Origin of the sequence: Mesorhizobium yinganensis (assembly GCF_040081985.1) — a bacterium.
GTDB lineage: Bacteria > Pseudomonadota > Alphaproteobacteria > Rhizobiales > Rhizobiaceae > Kumtagia > Kumtagia yinganensis.
In genome coordinates, this window is sequence record NZ_JBEBMH010000009.1 from 85381 (window position 1) to 112299 (window position 26919).

General features: G+C 62.5%; 24 protein-coding genes and 2 tRNA genes. 15 read left to right on the forward strand and 11 right to left on the reverse strand.

The features are described 5' to 3' along the window. Positions 1 to 39: 39 nt before the first annotated feature. Positions 40 to 177 (reverse strand): hypothetical protein, encoded by a 138-nt coding sequence (locus tag ABMA59_RS17830; RefSeq protein WP_349006729.1) that lies wholly within the window; start codon positions 175 to 177, stop codon positions 40 to 42. A 672-nt stretch (positions 178 to 849) separates the two neighbouring features. Here ABMA59_RS17830 and ABMA59_RS17835 point away from each other — a divergent pair. Then, the gene (locus ABMA59_RS17835) at positions 850 to 1200 is read left to right on the forward strand and encodes a hypothetical protein (RefSeq protein WP_349006730.1); all 351 of its coding nucleotides are present in this window, start codon (positions 850 to 852) and stop codon (positions 1198 to 1200) included. Here the strand turns inward: ABMA59_RS17835 and xth are convergent. Further along, positions 1170 to 1940, reverse strand: coding sequence for an exodeoxyribonuclease III (gene xth, locus ABMA59_RS17840; RefSeq protein ID WP_349006864.1), 771 nt, complete (start codon positions 1938 to 1940; stop codon positions 1170 to 1172). The genes ABMA59_RS17835 and xth overlap by 31 nt on opposite strands. Positions 1941 to 2099: 159 nt before the next feature. Between xth and ABMA59_RS17845 the strand changes: the two genes are divergently transcribed. From ABMA59_RS17845 to ABMA59_RS17855, 3 genes are all read left to right on the forward strand, one after another. Then, complete coding sequence (locus ABMA59_RS17845) at positions 2100 to 2933, forward strand: endonuclease/exonuclease/phosphatase family protein (protein ID WP_425475941.1); 834 nt, start codon at positions 2100 to 2102, stop codon at positions 2931 to 2933. 26 nt (positions 2934 to 2959) lie between these two features. Next, positions 2960 to 4360: a phospholipase D family protein gene (locus tag ABMA59_RS17850; protein ID WP_349006731.1), complete on the forward strand. Its 1401-nt coding sequence runs from the start codon at positions 2960 to 2962 to the stop codon at positions 4358 to 4360. A gap of 134 nt (positions 4361 to 4494) precedes the next feature. Beyond that, positions 4495 to 4704 (forward strand): hypothetical protein, encoded by a 210-nt coding sequence (locus tag ABMA59_RS17855; RefSeq protein ID WP_349006732.1) that lies wholly within the window; start codon positions 4495 to 4497, stop codon positions 4702 to 4704. Here ABMA59_RS17855 and ABMA59_RS17860 read toward each other — a convergent pair. After that, positions 4696 to 7185: a calcium-binding protein gene (locus tag ABMA59_RS17860; protein ID WP_349006733.1), complete on the reverse strand. Its 2490-nt coding sequence runs from the start codon at positions 7183 to 7185 to the stop codon at positions 4696 to 4698. The genes ABMA59_RS17855 and ABMA59_RS17860 overlap by 9 nt on opposite strands. Positions 7186 to 7417: 232 nt before the next feature. On the opposite strand from ABMA59_RS17860, the gene ABMA59_RS17865 reads away from it, so the two are divergent. Both ABMA59_RS17865 and ABMA59_RS17870 read left to right on the forward strand, forming a co-directional pair. Beyond that, a complete protein-coding gene (locus tag ABMA59_RS17865; RefSeq protein WP_349006734.1) occupies positions 7418 to 8407 on the forward strand; it encodes an AraC family transcriptional regulator in 990 nt (329 codons plus the stop codon). Positions 8408 to 9202: 795 nt separating this feature from the next. Continuing rightward, a tRNA-Pro gene (locus ABMA59_RS17870) sits at positions 9203 to 9279 on the forward strand. A 184-nt stretch (positions 9280 to 9463) separates the two neighbouring features. Here the strand turns inward: ABMA59_RS17870 and ABMA59_RS17875 are convergent. The 3 genes from ABMA59_RS17875 to ABMA59_RS17885 all read right to left on the reverse strand — a co-directional run bounded on the left by ABMA59_RS17875 (position 9464) and on the right by ABMA59_RS17885 (position 12925). Next, entirely contained in the window at positions 9464 to 10495 is a 1032-nt protein-coding gene (locus ABMA59_RS17875) for a GSCFA domain-containing protein (RefSeq protein ID WP_349006735.1), read from the reverse strand. Between the two features lie 299 nt (positions 10496 to 10794). Continuing rightward, on the reverse strand, positions 10795 to 11877 hold the full coding sequence (locus tag ABMA59_RS17880) for a hypothetical protein (protein ID WP_349006736.1): 1083 nt from the start codon (positions 11875 to 11877) through the stop codon (positions 10795 to 10797). A gap of 178 nt (positions 11878 to 12055) precedes the next feature. Continuing rightward, positions 12056 to 12925 carry an ABC transporter permease gene (locus ABMA59_RS17885; RefSeq protein ID WP_349006737.1) on the reverse strand — a complete coding sequence of 290 codons (870 nt, stop codon included), beginning with the start codon at positions 12923 to 12925 and terminating at the stop codon, positions 12056 to 12058. Positions 12926 to 13159: 234 nt separating this feature from the next. Here ABMA59_RS17885 and ABMA59_RS17890 point away from each other — a divergent pair, with 234 nt between their 5' ends. Both ABMA59_RS17890 and ABMA59_RS17895 read left to right on the forward strand, forming a co-directional pair. Next, positions 13160 to 13465, forward strand: coding sequence for an ETC complex I subunit (locus ABMA59_RS17890; protein WP_349006738.1), 306 nt, complete (start codon positions 13160 to 13162; stop codon positions 13463 to 13465). Between the two features lie 56 nt (positions 13466 to 13521). Next, positions 13522 to 13598: transfer RNA gene (locus ABMA59_RS17895), tRNA-Arg, on the forward strand. Positions 13599 to 13704: 106 nt separating this feature from the next. On the opposite strand, the gene ABMA59_RS17900 is transcribed toward ABMA59_RS17895, so the two are convergent. Continuing rightward, positions 13705 to 14877 (reverse strand): cystathionine beta-lyase, encoded by a 1173-nt coding sequence (locus ABMA59_RS17900; RefSeq protein ID WP_349006739.1) that lies wholly within the window; start codon positions 14875 to 14877, stop codon positions 13705 to 13707. Between the two features lie 402 nt (positions 14878 to 15279). Between ABMA59_RS17900 and ABMA59_RS17905 the strand changes: the two genes are divergently transcribed. The 5 genes from ABMA59_RS17905 to ABMA59_RS17925 all read left to right on the forward strand — a co-directional run bounded on the left by ABMA59_RS17905 (position 15280) and on the right by ABMA59_RS17925 (position 20415). Continuing rightward, the gene (locus tag ABMA59_RS17905; RefSeq protein WP_349006740.1) at positions 15280 to 16308 is read left to right on the forward strand and encodes an amino acid ABC transporter substrate-binding protein; all 1029 of its coding nucleotides are present in this window, start codon (positions 15280 to 15282) and stop codon (positions 16306 to 16308) included. A 94-nt stretch (positions 16309 to 16402) separates the two neighbouring features. Continuing rightward, positions 16403 to 17593, forward strand: coding sequence for an amino acid ABC transporter permease (locus ABMA59_RS17910; protein WP_349006741.1), 1191 nt, complete (start codon positions 16403 to 16405; stop codon positions 17591 to 17593). 3 nt (positions 17594 to 17596) lie between these two features. After that, positions 17597 to 18757, forward strand: coding sequence for an amino acid ABC transporter permease (locus ABMA59_RS17915; RefSeq protein WP_349006742.1), 1161 nt, complete (start codon positions 17597 to 17599; stop codon positions 18755 to 18757). A 34-nt stretch (positions 18758 to 18791) separates the two neighbouring features. After that, positions 18792 to 19595 carry an amino acid ABC transporter ATP-binding protein gene (locus tag ABMA59_RS17920; protein ID WP_425475937.1) on the forward strand — a complete coding sequence of 268 codons (804 nt, stop codon included), beginning with the start codon at positions 18792 to 18794 and terminating at the stop codon, positions 19593 to 19595. Positions 19596 to 19746: 151 nt separating this feature from the next. Continuing rightward, entirely contained in the window at positions 19747 to 20415 is a 669-nt protein-coding gene (locus tag ABMA59_RS17925; RefSeq protein WP_349006867.1) for a TIGR02117 family protein, read from the forward strand. A 12-nt stretch (positions 20416 to 20427) separates the two neighbouring features. Here the strand turns inward: ABMA59_RS17925 and ABMA59_RS17930 are convergent, their stop codons facing one another. Both ABMA59_RS17930 and ABMA59_RS17935 read right to left on the reverse strand, forming a co-directional pair. Continuing rightward, on the reverse strand, positions 20428 to 21642 hold the full coding sequence (locus ABMA59_RS17930; protein ID WP_349006743.1) for an FAD-dependent monooxygenase: 1215 nt from the start codon (positions 21640 to 21642) through the stop codon (positions 20428 to 20430). A gap of 27 nt (positions 21643 to 21669) precedes the next feature. Next, positions 21670 to 21915 (reverse strand): zinc-finger domain-containing protein, encoded by a 246-nt coding sequence (locus tag ABMA59_RS17935; RefSeq protein ID WP_349006744.1) that lies wholly within the window; start codon positions 21913 to 21915, stop codon positions 21670 to 21672. A gap of 190 nt (positions 21916 to 22105) precedes the next feature. Between ABMA59_RS17935 and ABMA59_RS17940 the strand changes: the two genes are divergently transcribed. Next, the gene (locus ABMA59_RS17940) at positions 22106 to 24313 is read left to right on the forward strand and encodes an RNA degradosome polyphosphate kinase (protein ID WP_349006745.1); all 2208 of its coding nucleotides are present in this window, start codon (positions 22106 to 22108) and stop codon (positions 24311 to 24313) included. 7 nt (positions 24314 to 24320) lie between these two features. Then, positions 24321 to 25838, forward strand: a complete 1518-nt coding sequence (ppx, locus tag ABMA59_RS17945; protein WP_349006746.1) for an exopolyphosphatase — start codon at positions 24321 to 24323, stop codon at positions 25836 to 25838. A gap of 11 nt (positions 25839 to 25849) precedes the next feature. Here ppx and ABMA59_RS17950 read toward each other — a convergent pair whose 3' ends face one another. Beyond that, complete coding sequence (locus ABMA59_RS17950) at positions 25850 to 26251, reverse strand: DoxX family protein (protein ID WP_349006747.1); 402 nt, start codon at positions 26249 to 26251, stop codon at positions 25850 to 25852. Between the two features lie 141 nt (positions 26252 to 26392). Continuing rightward, on the reverse strand, positions 26393 to 26818 hold the full coding sequence (locus ABMA59_RS17955) for a DoxX family protein (RefSeq protein WP_349006748.1): 426 nt from the start codon (positions 26816 to 26818) through the stop codon (positions 26393 to 26395). Positions 26819 to 26919 lie beyond the last annotated feature (101 nt).

Consider the following 26919-nt stretch of genomic DNA (forward strand, 5'->3'; position numbering starts at 1 on the left):
ATGGACCATAGGACGTCGCGCGCCCCTCGCTTGATCGCTTCAGATGACCACGAAATCCGCATTGGTGAGCCCAAGCGCGATGCCGACCGTGGCGAACAGGATGCCGCCGACGCCCACACCGTTGCCATCGGCGTCGTAGAAAAGATCGCCCGTGTCGTGCTCGTAGATCACGCACACCCGCGCTCTCGTCTGTCCAGCTCACGACCATACGGCCGTCGGAAAGCGCAGCGATCGAGGGATCGATATTCGAGGCCGTCGTGGTTGTATTGACGACGAATTCTCCGCCGATCTTGCCACCCCTACCATAGAAGGCCTGCAACCGGACCGACGCATCGCCGTCGAGCCCGACGCCGCTCGCGTCCATCCAGGAGACCACGAAGCAGCCGTTCGGCAGCGCCGTCAGCGGCACGGCATTCGGCCCGTTCGCCCAGATCAAGCGGAATTCCTCTCGGATCGGACGAGCTGTCAACTTGCTGAACGAACTTCGAACCCTTGCAGAGCTGCACCGCTTTGAGCACGGCGGTGCTGACGCGTGACGCGGCGGACTGAAAATCGTCTGGCAGGGTCGGCGGGAGATTATGCGGGGTGCGGCGGCGCTTCCCGGTTGCAGATTGGCCTTGCCTACGCGGGTGACAAACATGTGCCACTCGGCCCCGTCGGTTCGCGTTCCTGCACCTCCGGCAAGATAGCACGGCCTGATGCATCGGCATATCGATGAAAGGTGCGGTAGCGAGCGGACGAGCATGGAGCGCTTCCCTGCGAAACGGGTCGGAGCGCGGAATTCACCGGGTTGGCCGGAGGTCATGATCCGCTCCTTTGGCCAAGGCGACGCCTCAGGAGATTCGGGCCGTGCGGCGGGGTAACGTCAACAGCGACGATCTGGTGATCGAAACCGCCAATGGCGGCACCGACATTGTCAACGCCCATTCGAACTATGTGCTGGCGGCGGACGCCCATGTCGAGGTGCTGCAGTCGAACGACCCCGGCGGCACCTTCGCTCGCGACATGACCGGCAATACCTTTGCCCAGACCATAATCGGCGGGACGGCGCCAACCGGCTGCACGACGGCGGCAAGGGCTCGGCCGGCATCCAGTTCGCCAAGCTCGCGGTCGGCCTCGCCCTCACCAATGCGGACTTCTCCGTCGCATAGGCCCTCACACACCATCCGTCATATGAGTTCGATCCACGCCGGCGCGTGATCGCTGGCGCCGTCGAGCCCACGAACGTCCCGGTCGACAGCCGCCACGGCGAGGCGGTTGGACAGGCCCGGCGTGAGCAGAAGGTGGTCGAGCCTCAGCCCGGCGTCTCGTGCCCAGCGGTTCCGCTTGTAATCCCAGAACGTGTAGATGCGCTCTTCAGGATGAAGGGCGCGTAGCGCGTCGGTCCAGCTTCGACCCACCAATTTGCGGAAGGCCGCGCGGCTTTCGGGCTGGATCAGAGCATCGTCGTCCCAGGACTTCGTCGGATAGATGTCGAGGTCAGTCGGCGCGATGTTGTAGTCGCCAGCAAGCACTACCGGCGCACCGCTCTTGCGCAGCCTGGTGGCATGCCTGTAGAGGCGGTCGAGCCATTCAAGCTTGTAGTCGAACTTGGGACCGGGCTGCGGATTGCCATTTGGCGCATATATGCAGGCAATCAGGATACCTGCCACCGCTGCCTCGATATATCGGCTCTGCGGATCGGCATCGTCGCCTGGAAGAGCGGTGCGCGTCAGGACGGGCTCAGCACCGCGCGCTAGAATAGCGACTCCATTCCAAGTTTTCTGCCCAGACCAGACCGCGCGGTAGCCGGACTGCGCCAACGCGGCTGCGGGAAAGTCGCGGTCGGTGCATTTAAGCTCCTGAAGGCAAGCTACATCCGGCTGTCTTGCTTTTAGCCAGGACAGCAGATTGGGCAGGCGTCGATTGATATTGTTGATGTTGTAGGTTGCGACGAGCATCACCCCTAATGCTTCTCTATGCTCAGCGTTCCAGGCAAAAGCGTGCAGCACTCTATTCATCGCCGACTGACCAAGAGGAACTGCCTTTCGTTTGCTGCATTGTCATGAAGATCATATTCACCAACCAATTCACGGTCCAAAAAATTGCCCCTTGACGAATTGCCAAGTGATATCCCGCCAACGTTGCCGCAGTCGCTCGCCGCGGCGTTTCGGCGGGAAGCACCCAGATCGATCGAGCTGAACGGCAACGTCCCATGCACGACGATTGCTTCCTATAACGTTCATAAATGCGTCGGCGTCGACGGCCGGTTTGATCCGGCGCGCGTCGTCGACGTCATCGGCGAGCTCGACGCCGATGTCGTTGCGTTGCAGGAGGCTGACGAGCGTATCGGCGACAGGCGTGGTCTTCTCGATCTTGTCGCCTTACGAAAGAAGACCGGTCTCGTCCCGACACATCCTCAGCGGAACGACAGTCATGGATGGCACGGTAATCTCATCCTGGTCAGACGTGGCGTGGTTCAAGGTTTTCGACAGGTCAAACTGCCCGGCCTCGAACCGCGCGGAGCCCTCATCGTCGATCTGGAAATCAGCGGTGTGGCGCTAAGGGTAATCGCGGCACACTTTGGGTTGTTGCGGCGCTCGCGAGCGCTGCAGGCCCACGCACTTCTGGAGGCAACCCACCCGGTCATGCAGCCGACGATCCTGCTCGGCGATCTGAACGAATGGCGGGTTCGCAACCGGTCGTCGCTGAATACGCTGTTGCCGCATTTCGGGCCGATCCATGCCGTTCTGCCAAGCTTTCCCTCCCGTTTTCCATTGCTGGCGCTCGATCGCATCCTGGCGCGCCCCGCCAGCCTGATATCGCGCATCGAGGTCCACCAAAGCCCGTTGGCGCGGCTGGCGTCCGATCACCTCCCTCTCAAGGCGCAACTGAACCTTGCCGGCGCAGCCCAGCCTGCCACGCAACCGGGAATGCCCTCGCACGTTACCTAGCCGGAAACGGATTCAATCGGGATTGCATGGACCTGGGCATCACTCAATCCGCCGACGACAGGATCAAGGCTGGCAAAACCGGCCTGCAACTCGTTTCCGACAATTTCGATGCGATGGCGGTTCGTGTGCTTGCCGCTCGCAGCGCGATCCATAGCCTCGATCTGATGTATTATCTCTGGCATGACGACCATTCCGGCCGTGCACTCATGCAGGAGGTCGTGGGCGCCGCCGAACGTGGCGTTCGCGTCCGGATCCTGCTCGACGATATGAATCCCCAGAAAAGCGATGGGGCATATCTCGCGCTCAACGCTCACCAGAACATCGAACTCAAACTCTTCAACCCCAGCGGCTTGCGGAACGGCAGCTGGCTTAGATATGTCGAACTGGTCTCTCGGCTGTTCGCGATGACCCGCCGGATGCACCACAAAGCTTGGCTCGTCGACCGGCGCATAGCGATCGTCGGCGGCCGCAACATCGGTGATGCCTATTTCGGCGCCGCCGAGACCAATTTTCGCGACCTTGATTTTCTGCTTCAAGGCGCTGCCGTCCAGCAAACACAGAACATCTTTGAAGCCTATTGGAACTGTGCCGCGGCGCGGCGCATCGATACGCTTCATCCGTTGGGGTCGGCCGAGCGCCTGGATAGTCTTGGTGCGAACAGCATTGGCGACGACGACAGGATCTTCGGCAACATCAGTGCCCGAATGTCCATCGATGAATTTATTTCGATGGGCAACAGCGTCCATTGGACGGAGAATGCGCGCGTCATCTCCGATCCGGCGTGCAAGGTCTTCGGTGGCGCGCCCGAGAACTGGCTTATAAACGAATTGTTGCCTATCCTTGCGGGGAGCCGATCAAATCTCGAGATCGTATCGCCTTACTTTATTCCCGGGCGGCCAGGCTTGTCGCTGTTGTCTGGACTCGTCGAGCGCGGTGTCGATGTATCCGTCCTGACCAACTCGCTCGCGGCAACCGACGTTGTCTTCGTCCATGGCGCCTACGCCAACTATCGAGGTCCCCTCCTCAGGGCCGGGATCAAACTTTTTGAACTGCAGCCCTTCAAGGGCGAGAGAAACATCTCGGTCTTCGGTTCGAAGGGGGCCAGCCTCCATACGAAGGCATTCACCATCGATGGCAGGATAGGTTTTGTCGGCTCGTTCAATTTTGATCCCCGGTCGGTGTCGCTCAATTCCGAGATGGGTGTGCTTTTCGAAGACGAGGGTTTGACCGCCGAACTCAATGAGCGGATCGAAGGCGAGAAGGCGCCGCGAACCAGCTACCGCGTATCCCTTGAAGGGGGGCATCTCCGCTGGCGGGACGAAGTTGATGGCGACATATGCTCATATCGCCATGAACCCGGTGCAGGCATTTATCGGAAAGCTCTGGCCAGACTGGTCCGTCACCTGCCCATCGAATCGCAGCTTTGAATCGTCCGATCTCTCCAACGGCAACAAAAGTCTCAGCTTGAGGCTGGTCTTTCGCACCGATGGCGGCCTGACAATGGCCGCCATCGCTTCGTCGCGACCTGGATACGCCCGCGAACGGGTCGGGCGATACGCTGATGAAGGTGTTCGACGCCAACGGTGTGGCGAAGACAGCCGAGCTTCCGATCGGTGCCGGCTCGGGCAACAGCCGCGACATGACGGCGACGGCCCTTGCCGCGGCGGCTTCGCGATCGCCCGAACGGGCAACTCGCGGCGACGGGTGTCGCCGCGAGTTTCTGCTGTCAGGCCGGGTGTTGGAGCGGGCAGCCGGACGGCTTTCAGGTTAGGAACAGGAAATCCGTCGCCGACAGCAGTGCCGTATGGCCGACCAGCACCACGGACATCTCCGCCGCAGTATCGCCGTCGACGTTGAAGTCGAGCACGAGGTTGCCGCCCGACACCGTCTGGTGGATTTCCCCGGCGACGAAGGCGCCGCCCGCGTCGAGCTTGAAAGCATCGCGACCGCCGCCGGAAATGCCGTCGATCTGGCTAACGTTGATATTGTCGCCGGCAGCAAAATCGGTGATCTGGTCCGCATTGGCAGCGCCGATGCCGGAATCCGCCAGCGTCAGGAACGTGAACTTGTCCTTGCCTGCGCCGCCGCCCATCTTGTCGAAGCCGAGACCGCCAGAGAGATCGTCGTCGCCGTCACCACCGAGCAGCTTGTCGTTGCCGGCAAGCCCGGTCAGGAAGTCACGACCGCCGAGACCGCGCAAAGTGTTGTCCCCGGCATTGCCGAAGATTGTCTGGTCGAAGTCATTGCCGGTCAGGTCGATCGCCACCGTGCCGGCGTTGGAGGTCGTGCGTAGCGTCTCGATTTGGGCGGCCGCGGAAAGCGCATAGCTGACGGAGGCCGCGACAATGTCATTGTTGCCCTGGCCTGCACCTTCGATGACAACATCCTTGGCATTGTCGACGGAGTAGACGTCATCGCCACCGAGGCCCTGAAGTGTGTCCGCGCCGCCGCCGCCCTTGATTACGTTGTTTGCGTTGTCGCCGATAATGGTCTGGGCAAACGCATTGCCGGTCAGGTCGATTCCCGCAATGCCGCTGTTGGAGGTGGTGCGCAGCGTCTCGACTTCCGCCCCCGCCGCCAGCACATAGCTGACGCTGGTGGCGACGATGTCGTTGCCCTGGCCAGCACCCTCGATGACGACGTCCTTCGCGTTATCGACGGAGTAGGTGTCGTTGCCGCCGAGGCCCTGCAGTGTATCCGCGCCACCGCCGCCTTTGATGATGTTGGCGCCGTTGTTGCCGATGATAGTTTGCGCGAAGCCATTGCCTGTGAGGTCGATCGCCGTGGTGCCGCCATTGGAGGTGGTGCGCAGCGTCTCGATCTCTACCGAGGCGGCAAGCACATAACTGACGCCAGTGGCGACGGTGTCGGCGCCCTTGCCGGCAGCCTCGATGATGACGTCCTTGGCGTTGTCGACGAAGTAGGTGTCGTTGCCGGCCCCGCCTACCATCCTGTCGCCGCCGCCCTTGCCGTTCAGCGTGTCGGCGAAGGCCGTGCCGACCCAGTCGTCTGCGTCGGCGGTACCGACCAGATTCACCGCCGCGGTGCGCGGGTCGATGATCTGGGAGCGGACATCGATATTGGCAGCCTGACCGACGGCGCTGGAATCCTGCCAGGACACCATGACCCGTCCATCCGTGAGTTCCGTCACCGAAGGAGCCCGCTGATCGAGCAGGGTCGTGGTGTTGATCACGAACTCGCCGGTCAAATCGCTGCCGGTCGATCCGCTGACAACCTTGCCGCGAATGTGCGAGAACGAGCCGTCGGTCTCCAGCCCATTTCCCTGGTCCTGCCATGCAACGAAAATGTTGCCGTCGGAGAGACCGACCATCGACACGCTGCCTTCGTTGACGTCGGAGTCGCCGTCGACCAGCACATCGTTGAACTGGGGCGCGCCGGTGGCGCTGAAGATGCGCATGCGCACATCGGTGTCGTTTGTGTCGAAGACATGGGTCCAGCCTACCGCGAAACCGCCATTGGCGAGCGCGGTGACCGTGGGATCGAACTGCCGGTCAAGCGTGGTCTTGTTGACAACGAACTCGTCGCCGACCTCAGCGCCGTTGGCGTCGAACATCTGGCCGCGAATGTGGGAGCTGGAGCCGTCCGTCTCGCCATCGCCGCCATTGCCGGCATCTTCCCAGACGGTGACGAAGCCGCCGCCCACCAGCCCGACCGTCGAGGACGTGCCCTCGAAGCCCAGGCTGCCGTCAATGGCGAATTCGTTGGCGCGCTCCGCGCCATCGGCATTGAAGATGCGTCCATGGACGTCGATGTCGCCGCCCCCGGAATTGTGGCTCCACGACGCGACGAAGCCGCCGTCGGCCAATGCGCTTATCGACACGTCGCCCTGCTCAAGCGCGGTCTGCTCGTTCAGGACAAATTCGATGCCGACCTTGCTGCCGTCGGCATCGAATATCTGTGCCTTGACGCTGGAGCCCGAGCCGTCGCCGCCGTCGTCGGCATTGGGATGGTCCCAGGCGACGACGTAGCCGCCATTGCTGAGTGCGGTCACGGTCGGATTGCGCGCGTCGGAGAGTTCGTTGGTATTGATGATGAATTCCGACCCGACCTTGGCGCCGCTGGCATCGAAATGCTGGGCTCGCACTGTCGTATTGCCCAGCGGATTCGTCTCGTCTTCCCAGACGACGACGAACGTGCCGTTTGCCAATGCGGCAACGTTTGGAAGGCCCTGGAATCCGGCGGTCGTCGTGTTCACGACGAATTCCGGGCCGAAGAAGCTTGGGATTGCCATTTCAGTAACTCCTGATTGATCAATTGCGAACCGGCGGTTCGATGGCGGCAGGAGATAAAGGCGCGGACATCCTGCTTCTTGGACGCATGCGAAGGAACGATAGGACTGGACCGAAAGCCGGCCCGCCAACCAGGGCATGAATGGCCAGATGAAATAATGCTGAAACGAAACTGTCGCAGGCGCGATATCGTGCTGTAACGCGGCCGCTGCATACCGCCGGCGGAGCAAGACGATGCAGACCGCCGCAGTCCCCGTGAAGCGCTTCTCGATAGCCGACTGGCCCGAAAAGGACCGGCTGGGGATGCTTCACGACGTCTATACGGGCGCTTTGCTTGAGTGCGATATTGCTCCGGCCGATGGAGAGCTCGCCGAATTCACGGCAACCACGCGTCCGCTGCCCGGTCTCGACATCCTGTCGGTCGCCAGTTCAGGCCTTCGTGTCCGGCGCTCGAAGAGCCAGATCGATCCCGAGCACATCTATCTCAATATCAATCTGACAGGCAGCAGGCACGTTTCCCAGCAGCGCCGCGAGGCGGTCTCCTCCGAGGGCGAGGCGATATTTATCGCCGGCGACGCCGGCGTCGCCATGACGATTGCGCCGGGCTCGCGCTTCATGACGCTGAAGATGGAAGTCGCGGCGATCGAACCGCTGGTGCCCGACTACGGCGACCGTCTAATCCGGCCCGTGCCTCGCCAGAGCGAGGCGCTGCAACTGCTCTCTGGCTATCTCGGGACGTTGGACAAGGCGGAAACGCTCGCCACACCCAATCTGCAGCGTGTCGTGGCCACCCATGTGCACGATCTCGCGGCCCTAACGCTAGGCGCGCTTGGGGACGGCGCGGAACAGGCGCGCGAACGCGGCGCGCGCGCGGCAAGGCTCCAGGCGATCAAGGCGGACGTTGCCGCCAACCTCGATGGCGACGTGTCAGTGGATGCCGTCGCCAAGCGTCACCACGTCACGCCGCGCTCGGTGCAGTTGGCGTTCGAAGTTGAGGGGATGACCTTCACCGATTTCGTGCTCGGCCAAAGGCTTGCCCGCGCCCATCGGATGCTGTCCGATCCGCTGCGATCCGGACAGAAGATCAGCACCGTCGCATTCGATGCGGGCTTCGGCGACCTGTCCTATTTCAACCGGGTGTTTCGTCGCCGCTTCGATGCTACACCTTCGGAGGTGCGGGCTGCTGCCGTTTTGACCAGCAGGCAGCTCAAGCCACATCATTGAAGATTTTCGAGAGTTGGGGGTGCGGCTTTCGTATCCAGCGAGACTGCGCGGAGAGAAGATCAAGCGAGGGTGTCTCTATCCGTGGCGGATGTCGAAGCGAGCAAGCCAACCAACCACTCGATGCCTGCATCGGCATGGCCACTTTCGGTGTGATGATGTTCAACGTGAACGTTCCGAGAGGCAGCGGAGGATCGATGACCACGACACCGAAGCGGGCCGCGTGCATGTCGACGAAGCGTCGCTGCAGAGCCGAATCAGATCGCTTTCGGCTAGAACGGCAAGCGCGAACATGAAATTCGGAACCGTCAAAGCCACTTGGCGGGACAGCCCTTGCTCCGACAGGATATTGTCGACGAAGCCGTGCGGGTCGCCGGTGTGGGAAACGACGAGGTGTCGCATCGCGCAGTAATTCGACAGGCTCGGATCGGGCCGCGAATGGATAGCCGCCATGTGCCGCGACAATGAAGGCTTCCTGATAGAGCGGTTGGCGAGCGAGGCGGGCTGGAAATTCCTCATTGGGAACGATCGCTACGTCCATCACATGGGCATCAAGATCGGCTAACGGCCCCCCAGCGGCTCGGCCGCGCTCCAAGAATTTCCCGCCGATAGCAAGGCAAAGGCATCGAGTTTTGGCCACCGTGGTAGGTCAGGTTCGATGGCGAACATACGATGAACATCCGGTGTGCATTTGGGTCACGAAATGCACACCGAAACTCCTTTGTTTCTGATGGCGGGCGATGATCGAAAATTGGGGGTTGCGCTGCACCCCTTGCTTCTCTAGGGGTTCGCACCAACCGGAGTGTAGCGCAGCCTGGTAGCGCACCTGATTTGGGATCAGGGGGTCGCAGGTTCGAATCCTGCCACTCCGACCAGAAAAACCACGGTGCAGCCCGGACTTAGCCGGTCGGCACCCGCTTGCATCGCCGGACCCGCCGATCGGACTGTCTGAAAAGGCCCCAGGCCTCATCGGCACTTGAGGCCACTTTGGCGGCCGGCAAGCCTATTGGCCGCGTCCTCGGAACGCGGCCCTCCGAAAACACCGGGATCAGGCCTCCGCTACTCCGCCGCTTGCTTGCTGGCGACCTGGTCGCCATTGTCGAAATGGGCGCTTTTGAAGGCCTGGACGATCTTGGCGACCATCCAGTTGTTGACGTGGCGGCCATCGTCCTCGCGGAAGCTGGTGGGAGCGTTCGACATCACCATTTCGTAGGACGGGAAGTAGGTCACGTGCGGGTACTTGCGCGACAGGGCGCCGAGCACGGCGCGCAAAATGCTCTTGCCTTCCGAGTTGGCGACCAGGATGTCGTCACGGCCGAATGTCCGTGACAGGCCGACCGGCGAGACGGTCAGGACGATCCGGGCTGCGGGTTTGACCTTGCCGATGATCTGGATGACCCGTTCCATATTCTCGAAGTTTTCCTCGTAGGAGGACATATGGAACTCGGTCTCGTCCTCGCCGGCGCCGCCGGCGTAGCCCGGTTTCTGGCAGGCCATCAGCCCGGACTTCCTGTTGCGGAACACTTCCGCCATTCCAAGCGTCATGAAAAACACGTCGGCTTCGCGGATGCCGCGGTCGATTGCGGCGCTCGCCAGCCTGTTGGCCTCCATCAGGTCTTCCGGCGTACGTCCGAAGATCATGCGGCGGTAAGGGTCCTGATAGGCCCGCGTTCCGCCCCAGTAGAGATCCTTGGTCATCCAATAGTCGTCCGGCGAAAAGGTCAGTTCGCCGATGTGCCGTTCGAACTCCTGCCGGATGGTGAACGAGTTGAAGTAGTCCATATGCGGCCTGGCTGGCAGCCGGTCGATCTTGTACCGGTCCGGCGCCATCGGAACGTCCTGCATCGGCGGTCCCACCTCGAACCCTTCGGCGGAAAGATACAGGCGGATGCGCTCGGCGAAGCAACTGCCGATGGTGAAGACCTTGTCCTTGCGGCCGAACAACGGCTTGATCGGAACGGTCATCACCTTGTTGGCATGGTGCGTGCTCCAGCGGGGATTGGGCTTTTCGCGTGCGAAAATTTTCTTGAGCGGCGCGTCGACCGGAACGGCGTCGAAGGATGCGGGTGCGGCGTTGTCGTATTCGGCCATGATGACTCCCCCGTTTTTACGGGCAGTTAGGAAACGCGATGCCTCGCGTCAGAAATCGGACAGCCGAATCGTATCACTTCCGACAGGGTTTGGCGTGAGGCGGTGCGCCGGCCTCCTTGGCCCATGCAGCGTCATCGCGTTTCACGCCACGTCGCATCTGACGCCTTGCCGGCCAGCCCACGGAGGCGGTTCGTTCGAACATCCCATGATCAAAGTCTGGCTGAAGCTAGACCAAGCCACCCTGGCCGGCAATGCGTTTGCCGAACTGATCGCTTCGGCAAACGGTTGGGTAGCCTGTCTCAGGCATCGTACAGCAGTACGATTCGCTTCTTCTCCGGGGGCAACTTGTCGATGTCTCCAGGCTGGCGTTTGGCCAGCCTCTGCGCCGCGCGCTCGGCCTGCTCGACATATTTGGCATTCTTCGGTTCCAGCACGGCTGCCTGGCTGGCGTGACGCTCGGCCTGTTTGAGGGCGCCGTTGACCATGAACATCAGGCTCAAGGCATAGTGCGATTTCGCGAAGGCCGGATGCGTCCGCAGCAGCCGGCGGTGCAGGCTGATCGACAGATCAATGCGGCCCAGTTCCCGCATGCATAGAGCAAGGGCCCACTGATAATCCGGATAAGTGACATAAAGGCCGCGCGCCGCGGACAGGTGCCCGACCGCCGCCTCAGCCTGGCCCAGTTGCAGATAGGCGTTTCCGGTCATGTATTGCGCGAAATCGGATGAAGGGTTGAGGGCGCAGGCCTTATCGCCGAGTTGGGCGGCTTTCGCCCAATCCCGCGCCGAATGTGCGACGAAAAGCGCATAGTAGACTTCCGCAAACCCTTCGATCTCGCATCCGAAACCGTCTTCGAACATCGGCTGCGGCGGCTTGTTTTTCAGGAAGAGGCGAATCAGGGGAGTAAGCCGGTCCCGGTTGCGCAGGTAGCCTCCCGGGCCGTGGCCGACGAAATTCATCGACCGGCATTCGTAGTTCGGTAGCCCCTTGGCGAGGGACATGCAGTACAGGTCCAAAGGGTCGTTCTCGCCGGCAAGCGAGTAGATCGGCTTGCTTGCCTGCGCGATGAACCGGTGAATGTTCAAAAAAGGTGTCTTCGCGTCGGGAGCCAGCAGCCTTTCGCTGCGGCTGGCCGGCAGGCGGATCGTCGTTTCGGCGCCGAAGGCGAGCACGCGCGCACCGAGCAGGCTGCCGAACAGGATGGCGCCATGCCCGCCCATGCTCTGGCCGACGGTGTAGATCTCCGTGGCGCCGAGGTGGCGCGCCCACAGCTTGATGTTCATGATCGTGGTGGGCAGGTCGGAGCCCAGGCCAGGCACGCCGTTCTGGTACCACTCGTTCTTGCCGTTGTTGACGTAGAGCCGGTTCGCATCGACCTCCATGCCGGTCTTCCAGAAATGAAACGACCTTGGCGGAGCGCTTGATCCGCTGAAAAATATGATGAGCTTCGCGGACCCCGCGACAGGAACGAATTGGAAATGGTCCCCTCCCTCCTCCGTCGGTGGCGAGGAGAGGGGCCGCTGCTTGGTTTCGAAATCCATTCCGCTCGGCAATCCGCTTCTAGAAGGCCATTATGCGATGGCGGTACGCCCGCTCGAGCAGGAGGGCCGTAACGAGAAAGAGCGACCCGATCACAAAAACGTAAGTCTTGTCCAAGATCGGATCGTAGGTCAGGTACACTGCGGTGCGGATCCACTCGATGCAATGCAGGATAGGGTTCCATTTGATGACAGCCCGCATGGCGGGGGGCATCAGCTCGGGCACGTAAAACACGCCCGACAGGATCAATAGCGGGAAACGGACGATTCCCCATATCCGTTCATATGTGGGCCAGAGCGTGGCCACGACGGCATTGAAAGCCCCGACGCCAAAGCTCAGGAAGCAGAGCGCGCCGACGGCCTCGGCAAACCTGACATAGTTGACGATGACCTTCCCTTCGCTGACGATCGACAGCAGGGAATAGAAGATGGTCCAGATTATGAACATGATGATCGTTTCGAGGACAAGCCTCGCCACGATCGCGTCGAAGGGCTTTACCGGCGGATAGGCCAGCAGCGCCTTGTTGGCCGTTATCGCGCTCAGCCCGCGCGAGGCGATCGCGCTGAACATGCGGAACGTCAGAATCCCGGACAGGATGAACAGCAGCAGATTCTGCCCGAAAGGTATGCGGCTCTCGATGAACGACCTGACGCCAATCACGAACACCACATAGGCCATAGGCTCCAGAAACAGCCAGATGAACCCGAATTGGTTGCGCCCGAAACGAGTTCTCGTTTCGCGCAGGATCATCGCCGTGACCACGCGGGCGGAAACGCCGAGCTGGCTGGAAAAAGTTGGCGTCCGGACGTTGCTGAGCATCTGATTTTCCGCAGTCACAGTACGGCCGCGCTTAGACCACATCATCGCGAAGCGCGCCAGCCCGCCACCCAAGCAGCAACTCGGGACGAAAATACGACATTCCCCGGCATTTCCCAAAGGCGTCGCCGCGATCCGGCAAATCGATGCCCGTCTTGTCCGCGCGGAGCCTTCTTGCCCTGCGGCCTTATCATGATCTACAGACGGGGAAACGGACCAAGACGCTTTGGACGGCTGCTCGGCCTACATCTAGGGTCGAAAGCGTGTCAGCCAGGGCGGCGGCGGTGCCGGAGCAAAACTGAGGAAGCCATGTCAGCACGCATCTACAGCCCCGCCAAGACCGCGATGCAGTCCGGCAAGGCCAAGACGGGATACTGGGTTCTCGATTTCGACCCCGAGAAGCCGCGCAAGATCGACCCGCTGATGGGCTACACCACCTCGTCGGACATGAAGAGCCAGGTGCGGCTCACCTTTGACACCAAGGAGGAGGCTGTCGCCTACGCCGAAAAGCACGGAATCGCGTTTCGCGTCCAGGAGCCCAAGGAATCCAAGCGGCGGCAGATTTCCTACTCCGACAATTTTCGCTATGACCGCAAAGCGCCCTGGACGCATTGAGTGCGCCGCCCGCCGCATCGCCGGCGGAGGCCGGCAATATGCCAAGGCGCGGTCTTGGTCCCGTAGCTCAGCTGGATAGAGCACCGGCCTTCTAAGCCGATGGTCGCAGGTTCGAATCCTGCCGGGATCGCCATTTTTTCAACCGTACCGCCGTCCACCAACAGAGCCGGGTTCTCGACATGCAGGCGAACGCAGCTTTTCGCCGTGCCTTCCGGGGCCATAACCCGCCGCATCGACTGTCAGGCGGAAACCGCCGCAGCCAGCCCGCGCGCGAGATCGGCCTTGAGGTCTTCCGCATCCTCCAGCCCAATCTGTAAGCGGAGGATCGGCCCCTCATAGGAATTCTTGGCCACCGTCCGGTCGCTGATATTGACCGGCACGGCGAGGCTTTCGTAGCCGCCCCACGAATAGCCGAGTCCGAAGATTTGCAAGGCGTTGAGGAAGGCGTGGGCGCTGGCCGCTCCACCGCTGTCGAGCACGATCGAAAAAATGCCGCTCGCGCCGGAAAAGTCGCGCTTCCAGATGGCGTGGCCGGGATTGCTCTCCAGTCCCGGATGCAGCACGCGGGCGACGCCCGACTGCGTTTCGAGCCAGCGTGCCAGTCCCAGCGCGCTCTGCTGGTGCCTCTCCAGCCGGACGCCCATGGTGCGCAGACCACGCAGTACCTGGTAGACGTCGTCGGGCCCGGAGCAGGCACCCAGCGTGAAGAAGGTCTCCTGCAGTGTTTTCCAACAGTCTTCGTTGGCAGACACTGTGCCGGCCAGCACGTCGGAATGGCCGGCCGGATATTTGGTGGCGGCGTGGATGGAGATGTCGACGCCGTGGTCCAGCGGACGGAAGAACACCGGCGTCGCCCAGGTGTTGTCCATCATGACCACCGCGCCGCGTGCCTTTGCGGCGCGCACGATCGCCGGTATGTCTTGCACCTCGAACGTGTTGGACCCCGGCGATTCCGTGAACACGACTTTCGTGTTGGACTTCATCAGCGCGTCGATGCCGGCGCCGACGAGCGGATCGTAATAATCGACCTCGACGCCCAGCCGTCTCAGCATCGTATCGGCGAAATGGCGGGTCGGATGGTAGACCGAATCGGTGATCAGCAGATGGTCGCCGCTCGACAGGAAGGCCAGAAGCGGCAGGGTCACCGCCACCAGGCCGGATGGAACGACGACGGTTCCCGCCGATCCTTCCATTGCATCGACAGCGGCCGCCAGAGCGTCCGTCGTCGGTGTGCCGCGCGTCCCGTAAGTGTATTTCTGGTTTCTCGCGGCCATCGTCGCGGCGTCTGGATAAAGCACGGTGGAGGCGTGCACGACCGGCGGGTTCACGAAGCCGAAGAAGTCGAGCGGATCGTTGCCGACATGCGCCAGCCGCGTGTTGGTTCCCATGCCTGCGAAGTCCCGTCTGGTCATATCGTCTCCGTTCGCTTCGGGCCTTGAATCCGGCCGGCCTTGCGGCGATGGCTTAGAGCGGCGGCAGCCGCGCCGCAACAGGCCGATTCGGACAGTTGGTGGAAGCCGTTGCGCCAGGTTTCCGCTGCCCCGCCCGCCAGGGGAAGAGCCTTCGCGTCGATGGCCGATAAGCGACTAAAGAAGTCTCAATCAAGCGCTTGCCGCAGCGTCGTATTTTCAAACTCGCGGGAGCCGGGTCATTCCGCTTGACCTCGCGGGAATAATCGCCTTCGATGCACATCTTGATTGCGGCGCGCGTGTCATCAATGGCGCCGCGTTTTCGGGAAGTGGGCCCGAGCGGGAAACGCCGCCTCACAGGGGAATCGGGATGGAATCCCGTCAAACAGAAAAGGGCTTGTAACGATGAAAAATGCTTTGAAGGTCGTTCTCGGCGCGGCTGCGCTTGGAATGGCGAGTTTTGCCGCGTCCGCGGGCACGCTCGAGGACGTGAAGGCCAAGGGCTTCTTGCAGTGCGGCGTCAACACAGGCCTCGCCGGTTTCTCGGCGCCGAACGACAAGGGCGAATGGACGGGCCTCGACGTCGACTTCTGCCGCGCGGTCGCGGCCGCCGTCTTCGGCGACGGCACCAAGGTCAAGTTCACCGGCCTCTCCGCCAAGGACCGCTTCACCGCGCTGCAGTCCGGCGAAGTCGACATCCTGTCGCGCAACACAACCTGGACGATCAGCCGCGACACGGCGCTCGGCCTGAATTTCGGCGGCGTCACCTACTACGACGGCCAGGGCTTCATGATCAACGCGAAGAAGATTCCCGATGTGAAGTCGGCGCTTCAGCTTTCCGGCGCGGCCATCTGCGTCCAGGCTGGCACGACGACGGAACTGAACCTCGCCGACTACTTCAAAGCCAACAATCTCCAGTACAATCCGGTGGTCTTCGAGAAATTCGAGGAGGCCAATGCCGCTTATGACGCCGGCCGTTGCGACGCCTACACGACGGATCAGTCCGGCCTCTATGCCGTGCGCCTCCAGATGTCCGCGCCGGACGACCACGTCGTGCTGCCCGAGATCATCTCGAAGGAGCCTCTTGGACCGGCGGTGCGCCAGGGTGACGACAAGTGGTTCGACATCGTCAAGTGGACCTATTACGCGCTGCTGAACACCGAGGAAGCCGGCATTACCCAGGCCAATGTCGAGGAGATGAAGGGCTCGGCCAATCCGGACATCAAGCGCCTGCTGGGCGTCGAGGCCGAAACCAAGATCGGCACCGACCTCGGCCTGACCAACGACTGGGTCGTGAACATCGTCAAGGCGACCGGCAACTACGGCGAGATTTTCGAGCGCAATGTCGGCCAGGGCAGCCCGCTGAAGATCGCACGCGGCGTCAACGCCCTGTGGACGAAGGGCGGCCTGCAATACGGCATGCCGATCCGCTGATCCCCACCGCTGGGCCGGAGGGACATACCCTCCGGTCTTCCCGGTTCGAGGCTGAATAACGGCCCGGGCCCAATGTCAGAGGAAGGGGAACCCTGTGGCGACACACGATATCGTCAGCGTGGGGCAGCCCGCCAAGGCCTCGCCTCTCTACGATCCGAAAGTAAGAAGCTTCGTCTTCCAGATTGTACTGGTCCTGTTGCTGGTGGCTGGCATCTGGTGGATTGTCGACAACACGATCGAGAACCTTCGGCGTTCCAACATATCGACGGGCTTCGCCTTCCTGCGCGGTCGCGCCGGCTTCGACATCTCGGATAGCCTGATCGAGTACACTTCGGACTCGACCTTCCTCCGCGCCTTGGTCGTCGGCGTATTGAACACCCTCAAGATAGCCATCGCCGGCATCATCTTCGCGACGATCATCGGTTTTCTCGTCGGCATCGGCCGCCTGTCCACCAACTGGCTGATCCGCAAGATCTGCACGGTCTACGTCGAGGTGTTCCGTAACATTCCGCCGCTGCTGGTCATCCTGTTCTGGTATCAGGGCGTGCTGGCGCTGCTGCCGCAGGTTCGCCAGAGCCTCGAACTGCCGTTCAGTTCCTTCCTCAACGTCCGCGGTTTCTATCTGCCGGCAGTCGTGTGGAACGGCAGCGGCTTGATGGTTTTGGGCGGGCTGGTGGTCGGCCTGTTGCTGAGCTGGTATGTCGCTCAGCGGGCCTATGCGCGCCAGATGGCCACCGGCCAATCCTTTCCCGTGGTTTGGGTCAGCGTGGCGCTGATCATCGGCATGCCGCTGCTCGCCTATCTCCTGGCCGGCATGCCGGCCACCGTCGACTATCCGCAGAAGGGCGGTTTCAACCTGACCGGCGGCACCAACATTAAGCCGGAGTTCCTGTCCCTTCTTCTGGCTCTGTCCTTCTACACGGCCTCCTTTATCGCCGAGATCGTCCGTGCGGGGATTTTGGGCGTGCCGAAAGGACAGACCGAGGCCTATTCCGCACTCGGACTGAGGCCGGCCAAGGGCCTTCGCCTCGTGGTCATCCCCCAGGCGCTGCGCATCATCATCCCGCCGCTCACCAGCCAGTATCTCAACCTGACCAAGAATTCGACGCTCGGCGTAGCGATCGGCTACCCCGAACTCTATTCGGTTGGCGGCACCGTCCTCAATCAGACCGGACAGGCGATCGAGGTCGTGGTCATCTTCATGATCGTCTATCTGTCGATCAGCCTTGCCACCTCCGCCTTCATGAACTGGTTCAACACCAAGATGGCTCTGAAGGAGAGATAGGCCATGCAGGAACATGATCTCTCCTGGGTAAGGACGGAAATGGCGCTGGCCCAGGCCGCGCCGTCCAGCGAGGTTGGTGCGAGCGCCTGGATGCGCAACAACCTGTTTTCGTCGCCCGTCAATTCCGCGATTACCGTGGTCGCCGCGCTGGCGGTCGCGTGGGCATTGCCGCAGATGCTGAACTGGCTGTTCTTCAGCGCCGTCTGGAGCGGCGCCGACCGCACGGCCTGCCTGACCACGGAGCAGGGCGGGCAGCTTGCCGCTGGCTGGTCCGGTGCCTGTTGGCCGTTCGTGACCAGCCGCTTCGGCTTCTTCATGTTCGGCCGCTACCCGGTCGACGAGCGGTGGCGCGTCATCCTGTGCGGCCTCCTCTTCGTCGCCCTCCTGGCCCCCTTGCTGATCCCGCGCGCGCCCTACAAGCGGCTGAACGCCATCCTGTTCTTCGCGGTTTTCCCCTTCGTCGCCTTCTTCCTGCTGGTCGGCGGGTTCTTCGGACTGCCCTATATCGAAACGCCGCTGTGGGGCGGCCTGATGGTCACTCTGGTGATCTCGTATGTAGGCATCGTCACGTCCTTGCCTCTGGGAATATTGCTGGCGCTCGGGCGGCGCTCCAAAATGCCGATCGTCAAGCTGCTGTCGGTCGTCTTCATCGAGACGGTGCGTGGCGTGCCGCTGGTCGCGGTTCTGTTCATGGCGAGCTTTATGCTACCCCTGTTCGTGCCGCCGGGAATGACCTTCGACAAGCTGCTGCGCGCGCTGATTGGCGTGGCGCTGTTCTCGTCGGCCTATATGGCGGAGACCATTCGTGGCGGCCTGCAGGCTATTCCGAAAGGCCAATATGAGGGCGCGGATTCGCTCGGTCTCGGCTTCTGGCAGAAGATGGGGCTGATCGTCATGCCTCAGGCGCTGAAGCTGGTCATTCCGGGCATCGTCAACAACTTCATCGGCCTGTTCAAAGACACCACGCTGGTCCTGATCATCTCGCTGTTCGACCTGCTCGGCGTGGTCAAGCAGAGCATCTCCGGCGACCCGACCTGGGCGACGCCGCAGACCGCCAAGACGGGCTATGTCTTCGCCGCGGCGATCTTCTGGATGTTCTGCTTCAGCATGTCGCGCTATTCTCAATACATGGAACGCCGGCTCGACACCGGGCATCGGAAATAAGCGCCGGTCGGCCGAGGCATAAAGGGGAATTTCGATGACAACCGAAAACGCCGTGAGCGCGGACGAACTCAAGGTCGACGTCAAGAAGATGCACGTGTCGGACACCGATGTCGCCATCGACATCGCCGGCATGCACAAATGGTACGGCGACTTTCATGTGCTGAAGGACATCAACCTGCGCGTCATGCGCGGCGAGCGCATCGTCGTCTGCGGCCCGTCGGGCTCGGGCAAGTCGACGATGATCCGCTGCATCAACCGGCTGGAGGAGCATCAGAAAGGCCGCATCGTCGTCGACGGCAAGGAACTCACCAATGATCTGAAGAAGATCGACGAGATCCGCCGCGAGGTCGGCATGGTGTTCCAGCACTTCAACCTCTTCCCGCATCTGACCATTCTGGAAAACTGCACGCTGGCGCCGATCTGGGTGCGCAAGATCCCGAAGAAGCAGGCGGAGGAAACCGCCATGCACTTCCTGCGCCGCGTGAAAATCCCCGAGCAGGCCAACAAATATCCCGGCCAGCTTTCCGGCGGCCAGCAGCAGCGCGTCGCCATCGCCCGCTCGCTGTGCATGAACCCGCGCATCATGCTGTTCGACGAGCCGACCTCGGCCCTCGACCCCGAGATGATCAAGGAAGTGCTGGAGACGATGGTCGGGCTCGCCGAAGAGGGCATGACCATGCTCTGCGTCACCCACGAAATGGGCTTTGCCCGTAAGGTCGCCAACCGGGTCATCTTCATGGACCAGGGCCAGATCGTCGAGCAGAACACGCCGGCCGAGTTCTTCGACCATCCGAAACACGACCGCACAAAACTGTTCCTGAGCCAGATCCTGCACTGAGGCCTGATCCCCAGCCTGCCGTCATTCGGGGGCTTGAACTCGACCTCACAGGCAAGCCTCTTTGCCTTGAGCCCGGCGCAATCGCCGGGCTCTTCTTTTGCGAATTGCCGAAACAGCTTCGGCAGACTTGCAAGCCGGGAGGGTAGGCTTGGTGAGGCGGCTATTCCGCGCATGTGGCATCGCCATTGGCTTGTTCGTAGCCGCGGTCGCCCTCGGCACGCTCGTGCCCCGGCCTCTGTTCGGGCCGGACAAGGACGATGCGCCCAAAACCCGGCGCATCCTTGTCCTGTCAAATCCGATCCATACTGACATCGCCGTCCCACTCGACGATGTAGTCCTGCGAACCTTCGGCTTCCTTCTCGATGACGGCATGCCGCTCGACGCGCCGGAAGTGAAATATTTGGTCTTCGGCCGCGGCAGCCGGGAATTTTATATCGCCACGCCGACCTGGGACCAGTTGAAGCCGATACCGCTGCTGAAAGGGCTGACGCTCGACCGCGCTGCCATGCATGTCGACGTTGCCGGCCCCATTCCCGAACCGCATCCGGAAGTCGACGGCTTCGATGTCGGCGAGCGCGAATTCGGCGCCATGCTGGCGTTCATCAAGGACAGCTTTTACGAGGACGCCGAAGGCCCGCTGATCATTCCGGGCGTCGGCTACGGCCGGTTCGACAAGTTCTACGAAGCCGACGGCACGTTCACCGCGCTTCTGGGCTGCAACACCTGGACCGCGCGAGCCCTGTGCGAGGCCGGCATCACCACAGGGATGTGGAATCCGCTACCGCTCACGCTGCGTTGGTCGCTCGACCTGCACAATTGAAATTGCGTTGTCTTATGACGAACTCACGTCGTGGCCATAGAGCCAGTCCATATCGGTGGCGAGGCTTTTGGCCGGGCGTGCGGCAAGCACCAGGTTGCGCGCCAGGGCGACAGGACCGGCGGCATGCCAGACAAAGCGGTTGAAGGCACCGCGTCGCGCCACCTTTTGGATCCTCAGGCGGCGGGTCTGCTCCCAGGCGGCGAGGGAACTGGCCAAGCCATTCGGCGGACTGGCATCGTACGCATCGGCCAGCGACCAGGCATCCTCGATCGCCATCGCCGCGCCCTGGGCCGCGAAGGGCGTCATGGCATGGGCTGCATCGCCGATCAGAGCGAAATCTCCACCCTGAACCCAAGGCCGGGCAGGGTCCACCGTGTGGATCGGCCACGCGGTCCAGGCTTCCGCGTCCGCCGCCAATGCGGCCAGCGGCGAAGCGGTTTCGCCCAGCGCTTTTCGCAACGGCGCGGCGTCGGCGGCAACCCGCCAATCCTCTCCCCGCGCTTGACCTGACGTGAATGCCACGAGGTTGAACTCCGACCCGCCGCGCAGCGGATAGGCGACGAGATGAAAACCCGGATGCAGGAATGCATTGACGGTCAGATCCGGAAAAAGGTTTCGGATCAAAGGGCTGTCGGCCGAAATCGTCCGCCGCCACGCCATCAGCCCGGTCGAACGGGCCGGCAAGCCCGACACGATGCCCTTTCTCAGCGTCGACCAGACACCATCGGCGCCGACCAGCAGGGCGCCTTCGTACCGCCGTCGCTGACCTTCGGTTCGGACCGTAGCCGCGAGATTGCCCGGTCCCACCGATTGAAAGGCCTCGACGTCGGAATCGGTGGCGAGCGAGATTGTTGGGGTTCGGTTCGCGGCCGCCAGCAGCGTGCCTTGCAGATCGGCGCGGTGAACGACCAGATAGGGCGCTCCCCAGCGATCCTCGGCCATTTGCCCCAGCGGGACGCGGGCGAGTTCCCGCAGGTCGCTTGCATTGCGCAGCACGATGGCCGGCGGCTGGACTGCGAAAGGCTTCAGGCCGGCGAGAACCCCAAGCCGGTCGAGGAGGCGGGTGGCATTGGGCGAAAGCTGCAGACCGGCGCCGACCTGGCGCAGTTCTGGCGATCGTTCGAAGACCTGGACATCAAATCCACGCGCCGCGAAGGCAAGCGCGGCGGTAAGCCCGGCAATGCCCGCCCCGGCGACGATGATCGGAGAAGTTTGGCCGGCTTCCATCAAATGTCCGGCCTCGCCGGACCGCGTTCAGGCCGCCTGGCTGATATAGGCGCAGCCCTCGGGCCGCGTCTCATAGGCCCTAAGCGCGTGGTTGTAGCGGTAAAGCGTCGAGCAATAGGGGCAGACCTTCTCGTCGTCGGCGCCCATGTCGAGGAACACGTGCGGATGATCGAAAGGCGGGTTGGCGCCGACGCACATGAATTCCTTCACGCCGATCTCGATCGCCGGATGCCCGGCATCGTTCTGGAAATGGGGAATCGTGCCGCCGGCCATTTTTCTCTCCTGATCGCTTCGGTGCCTCTTAGCAGGGGGCAGGGGTTTCGCCAATCGGCTAGCGTGGTCATGTGTGACATCGGCGCCGAGTGAGCAGCGGCGTCTGTCCTTGAAATCAAACTGTCACATTCCCCTGTCAGGAGGTAGACTGCCGCGTCGGGTGCGGGCGACAGCCGGGGATTTTGCTACGATGAATGAACTGAGACCCTTGCAGGCGGAATTCGCGGCCGCGGAGACGGTCGCCGCGGATATGGCGGCGGGGAATCCCGACCGGTTCGTCAACCGCGAATTCTCCTGGCTGCAGTTCAACCGGCGGGTACTCGAGGAATCGCAGAATCCTCGCCATCCGCTCCTTGAGCGGGTGCGCTTCCTGTCGATCTCGGCGGCCAATCTCGACGAATTCTTCATGGTGCGCGTTGCCGGGCTGGCGGGGCAGGTGCGCGAGGGGATCGCGCTGCGCAGCCCGGACGGGAGAACGCCGGAACAGCAACTGGAGCAGTTGCTGCACGAGGTGGGCCGCTTGCAGGAAGACCAGCAGGAGAGTTTCGCGGCGTTGAAGACCCTGCTGCAGGAAAAAGGCATCGAGACGGTCACCGCCGATGCGCTGAGCGCCGAGGAACAGGCCTGGCTGGACGACCATTTCGAGCAGCAGATCTTTCCGGTGATGACGCCGCTGTCGATCGACCCGGCGCATCCCTTCCCGTTCATCCCCAATCTCGGCTTTTCCATCGCGCTGCGTCTGCGCCACCGCAAGGAAGGCGAGGAGATGAACGCGCTGCTGAGGCTGCCGGTGGCGCTGAAGCGCTACATCCGCCTTCCCGACCAGCAGAAGCATGTGCGTTTCATTCCGCTGGAGGAGGCGGTCGGCATTTATATCGGCCGGCTGTTCCCGGGTTACGAACTGAAGGGCGCCGGAACGTTCCGCCTGATCCGAGACAGCGATATCGAGGTGGAGGAAGAATCGGAGGATCTCGTCCGTTTCTTCGAGACGGCGCTGAAACGCCGCCGCCGCGGGTCGGTGATCCGCATCGAGTTCGACGGCCGGATGCCGGCGGAACTGCGCGACTTCGTCGCCGGTGAACTCGGCGTGTCGTCCAGCCGCATCAGCGTCATCCACGGCCCGCTCGCGCTGAACCAGATTTCGGAAATCGTTTCGGTCGCCCGCGACGACCTGAAATTCGTGCCGTTCAATCCGCGTTTCCCCGAGCGCGTGCGCGACCATCGCGGCGACTGTTTCGCGGCGATCCGCGAGAAGGACATCGTCGTCCACCACCCCTACGAATCCTTCGACGTGGTGGTGCAGTTCCTGCGCCAGGCGGCGGCGGACCCGGACGTGGTGGCGATCAAGCAGACGCTCTACCGCACCTCGAACGACAGCCCGATCGTGCGCGCGCTGGTCGACGCGGCCGAGTCCGGCAAGTCGGTGACGGCGCTGGTCGAATTGAAGGCGCGTTTCGACGAGGAGGCCAACATCCGCTGGTCGCGCGATCTGGAGCGCGCCGGCGTCCAGGTGGTGTTCGGCTTCATCGAATTGAAGACGCACGCAAAAATGTCGCTGGTGGTGCGTCGCGAGGACGGCAAGCTGCGCAACTACGTGCATCTCGGCACCGGCAACTACCACCCGATCACCGCGCGCATCTACACCGACCTGTCCTTCTTCACCACCGACCCGCAGATCGCCCGCGATGTCTCGCAGATCTTCAACTACATCACCGGCTACGCCGAGCCGGCCGACGAGATGTCGATCGCTATGTCGCCGCTGACGCTGAGGCCGCGCATCCTGAAGCACATCGCCGATGAGATCGTGCACGCCCGCGAGGGGCGGCCGGCGCGCATCTGGATGAAGATGAATTCGCTGGTCGACCCGACCGTCATCGATGCCCTGTATGAAGCAAGCCGCAACGGCGTCGAGATCGACCTGGTCATCCGCGGCATCTGCTGCCTGCGCCCGCAGGTGCCCGGCCTGTCCGATAATATCCGCGTCAAATCGATCGTCGGTCGCTTCCTCGAGCACAGCCGTATCTTCTGTTTCGGCAACGGCCATGGCCTGCCGTCGGACGAGGCGTTGGTCTATTTCGGTTCCGCCGACATGATGCCGCGCAATCTCGACCGCCGCGTCGAGACGCTTGTGCCGATCACCAATGCGACTGTGCATGAACAGGTTCTCGGCCAGATCATGCTGGGCAATATCATGGACAACCAGCAAAGCTTTGAGGTACTGGCTGACGGCACCTCGCGGCGGATTTCGCCGGATGAGGGTGAAGAACCGTTCAACGCCCAGGAATACTTCATGACCAATCCCAGCCTGTCCGGGCGCGGCGTTGCGCTGAAGAGCAGCGCTCCCAAGCAGATCGCGCAGTTCAAGCGCCGCAAGAAATCCGTAGCGTCCGCGACCTAGACCCCGGATGCTGTCCAATTCCCAGGGTCGGCTGCAGGACCGCAGCCCGATCTCGATCATCGATATCGGGTCGAACTCGATCCGCCTTGTCGTCTATGAGGGAATCGCGCGGTCTCCGACCGTGCTGTTCAACGAAAAGATGCTGGCGGGGCTCGGCCGCGGCATCGTCTCGACCGGCAAGCTCGATCCCGAAGGCGTGACCCGCGCCGTCGAGGAATTCGGGCGGTTCCGCGCCGTGTCGGACCAGGCCGGCGCGAAGGAACTCTACGTTATCGCCACGGCGGCGGCGCGCGAGGCCGTCAACGGTCCCGACTTCATCCACCGCGCCGAAAAAATCCTGGGCACCGAAATCCGTGTGCTCTCGGGGCGAGAGGAGGCGCATTATTCGGCGCTGGGCGTGATCTCCGGCTTCCATCCCGCGGACGGCATCGCCGGCGACCTTGGCGGCGGCAGCCTCGAACTGGTCGACGTCAAAGGCGAGGACATCGGCGACGGCATCACGTTGCCGCTCGGCGGTCTCAGGCTGCAGGACATGGCGAAAAACTCTCTGACGGCAGCCGCGAAGATCTCCCGCGACGAACTGGCGCGTGCCAAACTGCTGAAGGGCGGGGACGGCCGCGTCTTCTATGCGGTCGGCGGCACCTGGCGAAACCTCGCCCGGCTGCACATGTACGCGACGAACTATCCGCTCGCCGTCATGCACCATTATGAACTCGGCATCGAAAGTTCGCTTCCTTTCCTGCGCCAGGTGGCGCGCGGCGAAACCGACAAGGTGAAGGGCATAGAGGGTGTATCGAAGAGCCGCCGTGCGCTGCTGCCTTACGGCGCCACGGTGCTGCTGGAGATCATCGCGGCGATGAAGCCGTCGAAGGTGGTGGTGTCGGCGCTCGGCGTGCGCGAGGGGTTTCTCTATTCGCTGCTGTCGCCGCGCGAGCAGCAGACCGACCCGCTGATCTCCGCTTCCGAGGAACTGGCGCTGCTGCGCGCCCGCTCGGTGACGCATGCCCGTGAACTGGCGGACTGGACTGGTTATTCCTTTGGCGTCTTCGGCATCGACGAGACCGACGAGGAAATGCGCTATCGCCGCGCCGCCTGCCTGCTGGCCGACATAGGCTGGCGCGCGCATCCGGAATATCGCGGCACCCAGTCGCTCAACATCATCGCGCATGCGTCCTTCATCGGTGTCGACCATCCGGGCCGTGCCTTCCTGGCGCTGACCAACTTCTTCCGCCACGAGGGCGTCTTCAACGATGCGGGCGCGGCCGAGATCGCCTCGCTCGCCACGCCACGCTATCTGGAACGCGCTCGCTTGCTCGGCGCCATGATGCGCGTGGTCTATCTGCTGTCGGCGTCGATGCCGGGTGTCATTCCCAGGCTGAAATGGGAGCGGCGGCCGAACGAGGCGCTGGCGCTGGTGGTCCCGAAGGAATTCGCGGCGCTCGCCGGCGAGCGGCCGGCCGGGCGCCTGGCGCAACTGGCACGCGTGACCAGCCGGAAACTGGACATGGTGATCGGCGAAGATTAGGGCAGGGGCGCTCAGCCACGGGCGCCGTCAATCGAAAACCGTCCCGGACCCGCAAGCGCCAGCGCCAGGAATCCGCCGGCAAGCCCGATGTCCTTGAGCAGCGCCTGCATGTGCAGGAAAGCGATGGCCGGATCGTCGCCGCCCTGGCCGAAATGGCCGGTGAGGCCGGCGACCACGCAGAACAGCGCGAGCAGAACAGCGGCGATGCGGGTCTGGAAGCCGGCGACGATGCACAGTCCGGCAATCAGCTCGAACAGGCCCGAACCCCAGGCGACCATCGTCGGCATCGGAAAACCGAGGCCGGCAAAATAACCCGCCGTGCCGGAAATATTGGACAGTTTCATGATGCCGTTGGGGATGAACACCACGGCGAGCAGGAAACGGGCGAGGATGGCGGCGGCGTCGATGGGCATGACAGGCTCCGGGCTGCCGTGCAGTGTGCGTCAAAGCCGGCCGCATGTCATGCGGAATGAAGATGCGGGGCGGGCTGAAGGCCTGACCACGCAAAAAAGGCCCGGGAGCGCCGGGCCTTCTCGCGACGAAGCGCTTAATGCTCAGCCGCGTCGGGCGTCGAGAGACAGTGCGCTGGGGCCGAAAGAAGCGAGCAACAGCAGGCCGCCGGTGATCGACAGGTTCTTCAGGAACATCAGCAACTGGATCTGATCGGCGAAGTTGGTGTGGGCGACCAGCGAAGCGGCGATGGTGAAGACGGCCAGCGCGATCGCGGCGATGCGGGCCTTGAAGCCGACCAGGATGGCAAGGCCGCCGAAGAATTCGAGCAGGCCGACGACGACGGCGGCGACGACCGGCAGCGGCAGGCCGATACTGCCGAACCAGCCGGCGGTGCCGGAAATGTCGGTCAGCTTACCGAAGCCGGCGAAGAGGAACAGGACCGAAAGCAGAAGGCGGGCGACGAGCACGACCGCGGCGCTGCCGGCGGCATTGGCGTTAGCGCCGGCCGTGGATGTGTTGAGGGACATGATGTGTTCTCCGGGAGGGTTTGAAGTCCGGATTTAGATACATCAATTGGATCGTTCACCAAAGATCACGATCATTCGACACATCGTTCACTTTTGGAACG

Coding starts and splice junctions, on each gene's coding strand:
- xth (WP_349006864.1), bottom strand. CDS start 1,940: ATGCTCGTCGCAACCTACAACATCAACAATATCAATCGACGCCTGCCC.
- ABMA59_RS17850 (WP_349006731.1), top strand. CDS start 2,960: ATGGACCTGGGCATCACTCAATCCGCCGACGACAGGATCAAGGCTGGC.
- ABMA59_RS17855 (WP_349006732.1), top strand. CDS start 4,495: ATGAAGGTGTTCGACGCCAACGGTGTGGCGAAGACAGCCGAGCTTCCG.
- ABMA59_RS17860 (WP_349006733.1), bottom strand. CDS start 7,185: ATGGCAATCCCAAGCTTCTTCGGCCCGGAATTCGTCGTGAACACGACG.
- ABMA59_RS17865 (WP_349006734.1), top strand. CDS start 7,418: ATGCAGACCGCCGCAGTCCCCGTGAAGCGCTTCTCGATAGCCGACTGG.
- ABMA59_RS17875 (WP_349006735.1), bottom strand. CDS start 10,495: ATGGCCGAATACGACAACGCCGCACCCGCATCCTTCGACGCCGTTCCG.
- ABMA59_RS17880 (WP_349006736.1), bottom strand. CDS start 11,877: ATGGAGGTCGATGCGAACCGGCTCTACGTCAACAACGGCAAGAACGAG.
- ABMA59_RS17890 (WP_349006738.1), top strand. CDS start 13,160: ATGTCAGCACGCATCTACAGCCCCGCCAAGACCGCGATGCAGTCCGGC.
- ABMA59_RS17900 (WP_349006739.1), bottom strand. CDS start 14,877: ATGACCAGACGGGACTTCGCAGGCATGGGAACCAACACGCGGCTGGCG.
- ABMA59_RS17905 (WP_349006740.1), top strand. CDS start 15,280: ATGAAAAATGCTTTGAAGGTCGTTCTCGGCGCGGCTGCGCTTGGAATG.
- ABMA59_RS17915 (WP_349006742.1), top strand. CDS start 17,597: ATGCAGGAACATGATCTCTCCTGGGTAAGGACGGAAATGGCGCTGGCC.
- ABMA59_RS17920 (WP_425475937.1), top strand. CDS start 18,792: ATGACAACCGAAAACGCCGTGAGCGCGGACGAACTCAAGGTCGACGTC.
- ABMA59_RS17930 (WP_349006743.1), bottom strand. CDS start 21,642: ATGGAAGCCGGCCAAACTTCTCCGATCATCGTCGCCGGGGCGGGCATT.
- ABMA59_RS17935 (WP_349006744.1), bottom strand. CDS start 21,915: ATGGCCGGCGGCACGATTCCCCATTTCCAGAACGATGCCGGGCATCCG.
- ABMA59_RS17940 (WP_349006745.1), top strand. CDS start 22,106: ATGAATGAACTGAGACCCTTGCAGGCGGAATTCGCGGCCGCGGAGACG.
- ppx (WP_349006746.1), top strand. CDS start 24,321: ATGCTGTCCAATTCCCAGGGTCGGCTGCAGGACCGCAGCCCGATCTCG.
- ABMA59_RS17950 (WP_349006747.1), bottom strand. CDS start 26,251: ATGCCCATCGACGCCGCCGCCATCCTCGCCCGTTTCCTGCTCGCCGTG.
- ABMA59_RS17955 (WP_349006748.1), bottom strand. CDS start 26,818: ATGTCCCTCAACACATCCACGGCCGGCGCTAACGCCAATGCCGCCGGC.